The following is a 10,642-nucleotide window of genomic DNA, read 5'->3' as shown; positions in this document are numbered from 1 at the left end:
CCCCGGGTGGTGGGGGTGGGGCGGCCCGGTGGGCCCCCGCCGCCCCACCCCCGGGGGCGGGGGCGCCGGGCCCCCAACCGGGGGGGCCCCCCGCCCGGCCCGGGCGCGCGGGCCCCTCGGTTTCCGTGGTTCAGCCGCCCGTGATGACCTCGGCCAGGAACTCGTCGACGCCGACCTCCTCCTCGCCCGGTGCCACCACCTCGTGGGTCTCCCGCAGGAAGGCCGCGACGGCGGGCGCCCACACGTACACCGTGGCGTGGTGCCGGCCGCCGTCGGGGTGGGCGTCGCCGTAGAACTCCATGCACAGCTCCTCCCACGGCCCGGTGGACACGGGACGGAAGCGGACGTCGCCCATGCCCACCGGACGGGTCAGTCCCTCGCCGAGCATCTCCCGGTCCAGCTTCCACCGGGCGAGCACCCGTCCGTCGTGGCTGAAGACGGCCGTGACCGCGAAGGGGTCGTCGGCGTCGTAACCCAGGTGTGCCAGCACGGAGAAACGGTCCGTGCCGCCCGCCTGCAACTGCACCACCAGGGTCCTGTGCACGAAACAGTTCACGAGAAGGCCCTCCGAGGACATCAGGACGTAGAGCCCTCTAGTACCCCCCAGACGCGCAAGATGCTCAGGCGTCCGGGTGAATCTCGTGTGCGTCCGCCGACGGACCCCCACGACCGTGCGGGGCCTCGGCCGGTGGCCCTGGGGCCCGCGGTCAGCCGAACGCGTCCCGCAGCGCGGGCAGCAGGGTCTTCGCCGACCAGTCCAGGAACGGCGCCTGGGTCTCCCCGCCGATCTGCACCAGGGCGATCTCGGTGAACCCGGCGTCGGCGTAGGGGCGTACGGCCTCGACGAACGCCTCCGGGTCGTCGCCGCACGGGATCGACCCGGCGACGTCGGCGGGCGTGACGAACTGGGTGGCCGCGTCGAACGAATCCGGGTGCGGCAGCTCGGAGTTCACCTTCCAGCCGCTGCCGAACCAGCGGAACTGGTCGTGCGCCCGCTCGACGGCCGCCTCCCGGTCGGTGTCGTAGCAGACCGGCAACTGGCCCACCCGGGGCTTGCCCTGGCCGCCGTGCCGGTCGAAGGCCGCCAGCAGGTCCGCCTTGGGCTCGGTGGCGATGACCAGGTCGGCGAGATGGCCGGCCAGCCTGCACGACCGCTCACCGGAGACGGCGATGCCGATGGGCGGCGGCTGGTCCGGCAGGTCCCACAGCCGGGCGGACTCGACGTCGAAGTGCGCGCCGTGCCGGGTGACATGACCGCCCTGGAACAGCGCGCGGATGATCTCGACGGCTTCTTCGAGCCGTTCGTGGCGTACGTCGACGGACGGCCAGCCACCGCCCACCACGTGCTCGTTGAGGTTCTCGCCGGAGCCCAGGCCCAGCCGGAACCGTCCCTGCGACAGCAGCTGCACGGTCGCCGCCTTCTGCGCCACCACCGCCGGGTGGTAGCGGAAGGTGGGGCAGGTCACGTACGTCATGAGGGGAATGCGCGAGGTCGCCTGGGCGGCCGCCCCGAGGACGCTCCACGCGTACGGCGCGTGACCCTGCGAGCGCAGCCACGGGAAGTAGTGGTCGGAGGTCACCGAGAAGTCGAAGCCGGCCTCCTCCGCCCGCACCACATGGTCGACCAGCTCACGCGGCCCGGCCTGCTCGGTCATCATCGTGTATCCGATTTGCACCATGGCGTCCGAGTCCCCGCACGGCGTGGGTGAAAACGGGGGGCTCGGCCGGAGGCCGGGCGGAGCGTGCCCGGGCGGCCGACGAGGACCCGCCGCGCACCGCCGCGCCGAGGACGCCGGGAGGGACCGGCCGGCACGGCGAGGAGCCGCCCGGGCCGGTGGGAGACCCGGCCGACGGGAGATCCCGGCCGGCCGGAGTCCCCGGCCCGCGGGAGACCCCCGGCCGAGGGTGTCCGGTCGTTCGGGAGAGGAGCCGGGTCGGCGGTTGTCCCTCCGGGAGGACGGCCGCCGGGCCGCGGCCTCAGCGCAGTCCGAACCGCTCCACCCAGGACATGACGTCGGCGGTCGTCGCGTTGCCCCCGCACACCACGAGCCCGAGCCGGGCGTCCGCGCCGATCCGCTCGCGCACCCGACGGGCGGCCGGCAGGAGACAGCCGGCGGCGGGCTCGGCCCACACCTTGGCGTGCTCGGCGAGGTCGAGGCAGCCCTGGACCGCCTCCCGGTCCGTGACCACGATCACCTCCTCGACCAGGGCGGCGGCATGGTCGTAGGTCGACCGCGACACCGTGGGCGCGCTCAGCGTCGTGACGATCGAGGAGAGGGCCACCGGCACCGGGCCGCCGGCCGTCAGCGCCTCGGACATGGCCTCGGCGCCCGCCGTCTCCACACCCCAGACCCGCACCCCGGGACGCAGCGCGCGCAGCGCCGCGGCGACGCCCGCGATCAGCCCGCCGCCACCGACGCTGACCAGGACGTCGGTGAGCTCGTCGGCGTCCTGCGCCAGCTCCAGGCCGACGGTTCCCTGCCCGGCGATGACCACCGGGTCGTCGAAGGGGTGGACCAGGGTGAGGCCCTCGTCGCGCAGCCGCGCCGCCGTCGCGAACGCCTCGCCCATGCCGTCGGTGAGCCGCACCGACGCCCCGGTCTCCTCCGCGATCGCGATGGACCGGGCCGGGGCCGTCCGAGGCATCACCACCGTGGCCTTCACCTCGAGGGCGGCGGCCATCACCGCGAGGGCGATGCCGTGGTTGCCGCCGCTGACCGCGACCACGCCCGCGGCGCGTTCCGCCGCGCCGAGCGAGAGCAGCTTCGCCGTCGCGCCGCGCGCCTTGAACGAGCCGGTGCGCTGCAACAGCTCCAGTTTCGCGGTGACCGGGGCGCCCAGCAGCGCGGACAGACCGGGACTCGGCACGGTCGGGGTCCGCACGACGTGTCCGGCGATCCGCTCGGCCGCGGCTTCGATCTCCGGGATGCCGATCAAGGCAGTCCACCTCTCCGGCGCGGGGGACGACGGCCCGCGCTGCCCCGACCCTCACCCGGCGGGGCGGCGCGGGTCAAGATCCCTCAGTGCTGCTGGGCCTTCTGCGGGGTGGCCTCGCTGGGCCGGACGACGACGTGGCCCTGGCCCTGGAGCATCAGCTGCACCGCCTCGCCGGAGCCGCCGCGCAGCATGGAGCCGATCGACTGGGAGCGGTGCAGCGACGTCTGCAGGCTCGCCGTCCAGCCGACGACGGCGTCCGTGTCGACGTACACCGGCTGCTCGGGCGTGACCGGTATGACGAGCGGGTTGCCCTCGCAGACCAGAGCGAGCCGGCCCTGGCCGGTGAACACGCTGTTGAACAGCCCGCCGCCGGCGATGCCCGAGCCCTTGACCGTCTTGATCTCGTACGCCAGCGTGGCGTCGAAGCACAGGACGTTGCGGCCGTTGACGGTGAACTCGTCGCCGGGGCCGATCTCGACGACGAAGCAGTTCTGCGCCTCGTGCGCGAACCAGGCCTCGCCCCGCCCGCGCACCGTCATCAGCGGCAGTCCCTCCCCGGTGACCGCGCGCTTGAGCATGCCGCCCACGCCCTGACCCTTGCGCTCGAACCTGAGGTCGCCCCGGAAGGCCACCATCGACCCCTGACGGGCCAGCATCTCGCCGTCGACGGCGTACTTGACGCACTTGGCGTTCTCGACGTACATGCCCGGCGCTGTCGCGGGCCGCACCACGTGCTCACTGGAAAAGAGATCACCCTTCATGCGCGCATCCTGGCCCGGAAGGATCGGTTCCGCCAAGATCACTCGGAGAAGTCGTCGGCCTCGGCCGTGCCGGGGGCGGCGAGGAGCGCTTTCGTCCGCTTCCCGCAGAACGCCGCCTCCAGCGTCCCCAGCATGGTGCGGTGCACCGCGCCGTTGTTGGAGGTGTTGGCGAACGCGGTCAGACTGCGCCTGCCGTCCTCGCTGGTGAACGCGTAGGTGTAGTAGCCCTGGACGGCGCCGGTGTGCCCGCGGACCGACACTCCGCAGGACAGGTCGCGGCGGCGCAGCCCGAGACCGTACCCCTGGTCGGTGCCGGCCGGGATCCACCGCTCCATCTCCGCCAGTCGCGCGGCGGGCAGCAGCCGGCCGCCGAGCAGGGCCGAGAAGAAGGTGTTCAGGTCGCGGGCGGAGGAGATCAGGGCGCCCGCGCTCTGCGCCCAGGACACCGTCTGGTCGGTGGCGTCCACCAGGGCGGCCCCGGCCTCGTCCGGGGTGAGGTAGCCGTGCGCGTGACGGCCGGGGATCCTGGTGCTCGGATGGACGTAGGAGGTGTCGGCCAGCCTCAGCGGCCTGATGACGCGGTTCTCGTACTCGGCGCGCACCGGATGGCCCGTCAGCTTCTCGATGAGCAGGCCCGCGACCACGAAGTTGGTGTTGGAGTAGGAGTAGGCGGCGCCGGGAGCCTGGGTGCGCGGGTGCTGAAGGGACCGGGCCAGCAGCTCGCGGTAGGTGAAGACCCTGGAGCGCACGGCCTCGAAGCCCGGGACGGTCCGGGCGAACATGTCGTCGGTGTAGTCGTACAGGCCGCTGCGGTGGCTGAGTACGTGCCGCACGGTGATCCGTTCGTCGGGCAGCAGGCCCGGCAGGTAGTGGTCGACGGAGGCGTCGAGCCTCAGCCTGCCCTCGGCGGCCAGTTGCAGCAGCACGACGGCCGAGAAGGTCTTGGTGACGCTGCCGATGCGGAACCGGTGTGCGGTGTCCATCACCTCGCCGGTGCCCAGGTCGGCGACCCCTTCGGCGGCCTTGTGGACGGTGGCGTGGTCGTCGTGGGCCGTGCGGCGGTCGTCGATCCGTGCCGTCGCTCCCGGTGCGCCCTGGGACAGCGCGGCGCGCAGCAGGCCGTCGAGGGCCACGGGATCGGGCGCCGGCAGCGCGGCCGGCGCGGCGGCCGCCAAGACGTCCGGCCGGTGGCCCGCCCCGTGGGCCGGGCCCGCCGCCAGGGCCAGCACCAGCGAACCGAGCACCGCGCTCCTGCACGTCCTCAGTGAGGCCATAGGATTCCTCTCCCGTCTCCGTCCGCGCGTCGTCCGTGCGAGATCGATCACATGTGGGCCGTGCAACCATCTCTCATCGGGTCACATCTCCACAGACGACACACAGTTGGTCACGCACCGATCACTGAGTGGGGTGGATTGGCAAAGGATTGTCATGGAGTGCACGGAATGGATCATTCGTGCTTTACATGCCCATGACCGATCCATAAGGGTACGGTCCCGGGGCCAGACCAGCCCCCATGGCGCAACGACGCCATGCGTCGGGGCGGTTGGCGATCCCGGCCGCCTTCACGAACGAAGGAATCCCAAAGAGTGCACAGACCCCACATACGCAGCGTGGCGGTCGCCGTCGTCGTCGCGACGACGGCCGCCACGGGCCTGGCCGGCACGGCGCTGGCCGCCCCCGCGGGGCCCAGCCGCACCGTGTCGTCCATCGGCGGCTCCACCGCCCTCGTGGTGGACGCCGCCCGCGCCGCCGCCTTCGCCCACGCGTCGGCGACCGGCGTCACGCAGGGGGACGAACTGCGCGCCCAGGACGTCATGCTCGACCCCGAGGGCGCGCGGCACGTCCGGTTCATACGCCTGCACCAGGGCATGCCCGTGCTCGGTGGCGACCTCGTCGTCCACCTCAACCGCACCCTGGCCTACACCGGGGTGACCCGGGCCGCCGACCAGAGCGTCAGGCCCGCCACCACCAAGGCCAAGGTGTCGGCCGCCCAGGCGGCGGCCAAGGCCGCCTCGGTCGCCAAGGGCGACGCGGGGACCGCCCACCTGGTGGTGGACGCCCGCGGCGGCGCCTCGGCCCTCGCCTACCAGGTGCAGGTCACCGGCGCCCCGACCTCGGACTCCACCGGCTCGCGGACCGTCGTCATCGACGCCGTCACCGGCGAGGTGCGCAGCAACACGCCCGACAGCGACGAGTTCCTGTCGCCGAAGCTGCTCGCCGTCCTGCGCGACAGCGGACAGGTCATCGACCCGTCGACGTACAACACCCCGCCGGCCGGTTCGATGGGCTCGATCGGCACCGCCGTGGCCAACACCTACCCCAAGACCGTGACGGGCACCGGCTCGTCGCTGTTCCTGGGCAAGGTCTCCCTGACCACGACCCAGACGTCCAAGCCCTGGTTCCTGCTCAAGGACCCCTCCCGCTACGGCACCGAGACGCGGGACGCCCAGAACAGGGAGCTGGAGGACTTCGCCGGCGGCAAGAAGATCGTCAGCTCCACCAACACCTGGGGCAACGGCGCGGTCTCCAGCCGTGTCAGCGCCGCCGTGGACGCCCAGTACGGCGTCACCAAGACGCTGGACTTCTACAAGAAGACCTTCGGGCGCAAGGGCATCGAGAACAACTCCAAGGGCGCCCAGGCCATGGTCCACTTCGGGAACAAGATCGCGAACGCGTTCTGGGACCCGACGTGCGACTGCATGCTGTACGGCGACGGCGACGGCCAGACGTTCAAGAAGCCGCTCGTCGCGCTGGACGTCACCGGTCACGAGCTCACCCACGGCGTGGTGGACGCCACGGCCAGGCTCGAGCCCACCCGCGTGGACCCCTACGGCAACCAGTACGGCGAGCCCGGGTCGCTGAACGAGTCGCTGGCCGACATCTTCGGCTCCAACGTCGAGTTCTTCACCAACAACGCGAAGAACCCGCCGAACTACCTCATCGGCGAGAAGCTGGGACTGGCCCAGAAGTTCCTGCGCCGGCTCGACCACCCGTCCCTGGACAAGCTCGAGGGCACGATCGACTACTGGTCGTCCGACGTGTACTACACCGAGGTGCACGCCGGCTCCGGCGTCTCCTCGCACGCGTACTACCTGCTCGCCGAGGGCAGCGGCAAGAAGACGATCGGCGGCGTCGCCTACAACTCGCCGACGTACCACAGCCTGTCGGTGAAGGGCATCGGCCGCACCAAGGCCACCGCCATCTTCTACCGGGCGCTGACTCGCTACATGGTCTCCTCCACCGACTTCCACGACGCGCGCGTCGCGACGCTGCAGGCGGCCAAGGACCTCTACGGCGCGAGCAGCACCGAGTACAAGACGGTGGACCGCGCCTGGGCCGCGGTCAACGTCACCGCCGCCAACACCCCCTGACGGTGAGTCGGACCCGGTGACACAGGGATGCCCCGCCTCCGGCGGGGCATCCTCGTCGACGGCCTCAGCGCAGGGTGTCCGCCCAGTTCGCGGGAACCCGTCCCGCCGGACCCGGCACCGGCTGGCCGGCCGGGTGGGAGACCGGCGGCGCGAGTTCGGGACCGGACTCGTACAGTTCCTCGGTCGCGTAGTCCCAGAACCACGCCTCGCCCGGCTCGAAGCTGCGGATCAACGGGTGCCCGGTGGCCCGGTAATGGGCGGTGGCGTGCTTGGAGGGGGAGTCGTCGCAGCAGCCGACGTGGCCGCAGGCGGCACAGCGCCGCAGGTGGAACCACCAGCCGCCGGACGCGTCGCACTCGACGCAGCCGGCGCCGCTCGGCGGCACGGCGGGGTCGATCCGGTCGTCACTGGTCATGTCTGCTCCTCGGGCGTGGGTATCAGTGGGAGGCCGTCGGCGTCCGCGGCGGTCAGCGGCAGCAGGACCTGGAACCGGGTGTCGCCCGGCGCCGACTCCACCAGGAGACTGCCGTGGTGCTTGTTGACCACGATCCGCCAGGAGATGTCCAGACCGAGCCCGGTGCCCTCGCCGACCGGCTTGGTGGTGAAGAACGGGTCGAAGATACGGTCGCGGATCTCCGCGGGAACACCCGGGCCGGTGTCCCGGAACTCGACGAGCAGCCGGTCGGCGTGCAGCGCGGTCCGCACGGTCAGCGTGCCCTCGCCGTCCGCGGTCCGCATGGCGCAGACCGCGTTGTCGATCAGGTTGGTCCACACCTGGTTGAGTTCGGCCGGATAGGCGGGGATCCTGGGCAGCGTGCGGTCGTAGTCCTTGACGACCCTGATGCGCGGCCCGGTCTTGCCCGACAGCATCAGCAGCGTGCTGTCGAGGAGTTCGTGCACGTCGGCGACCTGGTAGGGAGCGCGGTCCAGCTGAGAGTACTGCTTGGCGGCGTCCACCAGTCGCGAGACGCGGGTGGTGGAGTCCGCGATCTCGTCCATCAGCAGCTCGGTCTCCACCGTGTAGTTCAGCCATCCCACCGCCCCCGGCAGGATCTCCTCGTCCACCGCGGCCGCCACCTGCTCCAGCCAGTCGACGTCCAGCCCGGCCTGCACGAAGACGGGGGCCAGCTGCCAGCCCTGGGCGACGCCGCGGTCCTCCAGCCAGTCGGTGACGGCGTCCTCCCGGTCGGCGGCCTCCAGGGGACTGAGCGAGGGCGCCTTGGCGACCCGCTCGGCGGTGCGCTCCTGGATCTCGATGAGGTTCGCCAACTGGTCGCGGGAGAACGGGCCCTCGGCGATGACGGCGAGCTTGTGCCGCATCTTGGCCACCCGCTCGCGCAGCGCCGCCGTGGCCCGGACGGCGGCCGCCGCCGGATTGTTCAGCTCGTGCGTCAGTCCGGCGGACAACGAACCGAGCGCCAGCAGCCGTTCCCGCTGCCCGATGGCCGCCTGGGTGTTCTTCGCCCCGAAGAACAGCCCCTCCAGCAGGTGCACGGCCATCGGGAACCATTCCCGCATGACGGTCGCGAACGTGTCCGCGGGCAGCACGAAGAACCGTGTGGGCACCGTGACCCGCATCGAGTTGTTGTAGACCTGCCGCACCCGGTCGCCGAGGTACGCCTGCATGGCGCCCCCGTAGACCCCGGGCTGCGAGGTCCGGGAGACCTCCACGTCGTCGCCGCCGACCCGGCGGGAGAGCACCACCGTGCCCTCGATCATCACGTAGAAGCAGGTGGCCGGATCACCCTCGGTGTAGACCGGACCGGGTTCGAACAGCTCGACCTGTCCGTCGGTGCACAGCCTGCCCAACTGCTCGACGGACAGCTCCTCGAACAGGAACAGCCCGGCGATCTCCTTGGCGCTGCACGGCAGCAACCGTCCGCTCACGACTGCTCCAGGTAGCGGTGGACCAGCATCACGGCCATGGCTCCCTCCCCGACGGCGGACGCGACGCGCTTGGCGGACTCCGCCCGCGCGTCACCCGCCACGAACACACCGGGCACGTTGGTCTCCAGGTGGTACGGCGGCCGGTCCAGCTCCCAGCCCGCCGGCGGCAGCCCGTCGGCGGTGAGGTCGGGCCCGGCCAGGATGAACCCGCGCTCGTCCCGCAGCACCGTGCCGTCCAGCCAGTCGGTCAGCGGCGCCGCGCCGATGAACACGAACATCCACTGGGCGTCCACCTGTTCGGTCCGTCCGCTGGCCAGGTCGCGCAGCGTGAGCCGCTCCAGGTGCCCCGAGCCGTGCGCGGCCTCGACCACCGTGCCGGTGCGCACCGAGATGTTCGGCGACTCCTCGATCTGCTGGATGAGGTAGTACGACATCGACGCCGCCAGCGACGGGCCGCGCACCAGCAGGGTCACCGACTTGGCGCCCCGGGACAGGTACATCGCCGCCTGGCCCGCCGAGTTGGCGCCGCCCACGATGTAGATGTCCTGTCCCTTGCAGGAGGGCGCCTCGGTCAGCGCCGAGCCGTAGAACACGCCGCAGCCGGTCAGCTCGCCCGCGCCGGGCGCCGGCAGCTGCCGGTAGGAGACGCCGGTCGCCAGGATCACGCTGTGCGCGGCGACCGCCGAGCCGTCCGAGAACCGCACGGTGCGCGCCGCGCCGTTGACCTCCAGCCCGGTCACCTCCCGCGCGGTGAGGATCTCCGCGCCGAACTTCGCCGCCTGCCGGCGCGCCCGGTCGGTGAGCTGACCGCCCGAGACACCGTCCGGGAAACCGAGGTAGTTCTCGATGCGCGAGCTCTGCCCGGCCTGGCCGCCGGTCGCCGAGCGCTCCACCAGCACGGTCCGCAGCCCCTCGGAGGCGCCGTACACGGCCGCGCCGAGCCCGGCCGGGCCGCCGCCGACCACGACCAGGTCGTAGAAGTCGGCCGCCGGCGTCGTCGCCAGCCCCACCCGGGCGGCGAGCTCGGGCGCCTCCGGCTCGACCATCGGTGTGCCGTCCGGGGTCACCACCAGCGGCAGCCGCTGCCCGTCCTGGTCGGCCGCCCGGAGCAGCCGCCGCCCCTCCGGCTCGTCGGAGGAGTACCAGCGGTAGGGCACCTGGTTGCGGGCCAGGAACTCGCGCACCTCCGAGGACCGCGCCGACCAGCGGTGCCCCACCACCTTGGTGCTGGGCACCGGCCGGTGGTCGCTGCGCCGCCACGCCAGGAGCAGGTCGTCCAGGACCGGGTACAGCTTCTCCTCGGGCGGGTCCCAGGGCTTGAGGAGGTAGTGGTCCAGGTCGACCACGTTGATCGCGTCGATCGCCGCGTTGGTGTCCGCGTACGCGGTCAGCAGCACGCGCCGCGCCCCGGGGTACACGTCCAGCGCCTGCTCGAGGAACTCGATGCCGTTCATCCGCGGCATGCGGTAGTCCGCCAGGATCACCGCCACCAGGTCGCCGCGCAGCTTCAGCTCGCGCAGCGCCTCCAGGGCGGACTCGCCGGACTCCGCGCGCACTATCCGGTACGACTGGCCGTAGCGCCGCCTGAGATCGCGGGCGACGGCACGGGAAACCCCCGGATCGTCGTCCACGGTCATGATGACGGTCCGCGTCGGCTCCGCGGCCTGTGCCATGTGTCTCCCGCCC

9 protein-coding genes are annotated in these 10,642 nt (G+C 72.2%); 1 reads left to right on the top strand and 8 read right to left on the bottom strand.

Annotation, left to right across the window (positions count from 1 at the left end; all coding sequences use genetic code 11):
- Window positions 1–130: 130 nt before the first annotated feature.
- The 5 genes from ACF061_RS22005 to ACF061_RS21985 all read right to left on the bottom strand — a co-directional run bounded on the left by ACF061_RS22005 (window position 131) and on the right by ACF061_RS21985 (window position 4,972).
- Window positions 131–556 (bottom strand): SsgA family sporulation/cell division regulator, encoded by a 426-nt coding sequence (locus ACF061_RS22005; RefSeq protein WP_392268619.1) that lies wholly within the window; start codon window positions 554–556, stop codon window positions 131–133.
- 151 nt (window positions 557–707) lie between these two features.
- Complete coding sequence (locus ACF061_RS22000) at window positions 708–1,679, bottom strand: LLM class F420-dependent oxidoreductase (RefSeq protein ID WP_392268618.1); 972 nt, start codon at window positions 1,677–1,679, stop codon at window positions 708–710.
- Between the two features lie 298 nt (window positions 1,680–1,977).
- Complete coding sequence (locus ACF061_RS21995) at window positions 1,978–2,937, bottom strand: threonine/serine dehydratase (RefSeq protein WP_392268617.1); 960 nt, start codon at window positions 2,935–2,937, stop codon at window positions 1,978–1,980.
- An 83-nt stretch (window positions 2,938–3,020) separates the two neighbouring features.
- Window positions 3,021–3,698, bottom strand: a complete 678-nt coding sequence (locus ACF061_RS21990) for an AIM24 family protein (RefSeq protein ID WP_392268616.1) — start codon at window positions 3,696–3,698, stop codon at window positions 3,021–3,023.
- A 38-nt stretch (window positions 3,699–3,736) separates the two neighbouring features.
- Entirely contained in the window at window positions 3,737–4,972 is a 1,236-nt protein-coding gene (locus tag ACF061_RS21985; RefSeq protein WP_392268615.1) for a serine hydrolase domain-containing protein, read from the bottom strand.
- Between the two features lie 312 nt (window positions 4,973–5,284).
- On the opposite strand from ACF061_RS21985, the gene ACF061_RS21980 reads away from it, so the two are divergent.
- Window positions 5,285–7,069 carry a M4 family metallopeptidase gene (locus ACF061_RS21980; protein WP_392268614.1) on the top strand — a complete coding sequence of 595 codons (1,785 nt, stop codon included), beginning with the start codon at window positions 5,285–5,287 and terminating at the stop codon, window positions 7,067–7,069.
- Window positions 7,070–7,133: 64 nt separating this feature from the next.
- Here ACF061_RS21980 and ACF061_RS21975 read toward each other — a convergent pair whose 3' ends face one another.
- Genes ACF061_RS21975 through ACF061_RS21965 form a run of 3 tightly spaced genes read right to left on the bottom strand, consistent with a single transcriptional unit; the run spans window position 7,134 to window position 10,629 of the window.
- Complete coding sequence (locus tag ACF061_RS21975; RefSeq protein ID WP_392268613.1) at window positions 7,134–7,484, bottom strand: UBP-type zinc finger domain-containing protein; 351 nt, start codon at window positions 7,482–7,484, stop codon at window positions 7,134–7,136.
- Window positions 7,481–8,956 (bottom strand): ATP-binding protein, encoded by a 1,476-nt coding sequence (locus ACF061_RS21970; protein ID WP_392268612.1) that lies wholly within the window; start codon window positions 8,954–8,956, stop codon window positions 7,481–7,483. The genes ACF061_RS21975 and ACF061_RS21970 overlap by 4 nt, the downstream gene beginning before the upstream one ends.
- Entirely contained in the window at window positions 8,953–10,629 is a 1,677-nt protein-coding gene (locus ACF061_RS21965) for an FAD-dependent oxidoreductase (protein WP_392268611.1), read from the bottom strand. Before ACF061_RS21965 ends, ACF061_RS21970 begins: the two co-directional genes overlap by 4 nt.
- Window positions 10,630–10,642 lie beyond the last annotated feature (13 nt).

This window comes from Streptomyces sp. NPDC015220 (assembly GCF_043079345.1).
Classification (GTDB): domain Bacteria; phylum Actinomycetota; class Actinomycetes; order Streptomycetales; family Streptomycetaceae; genus Streptomyces.
The sequence above is the reverse complement of the archived record's forward strand: the minus strand, read 5'-3'. Positions and strand labels throughout refer to the sequence as shown.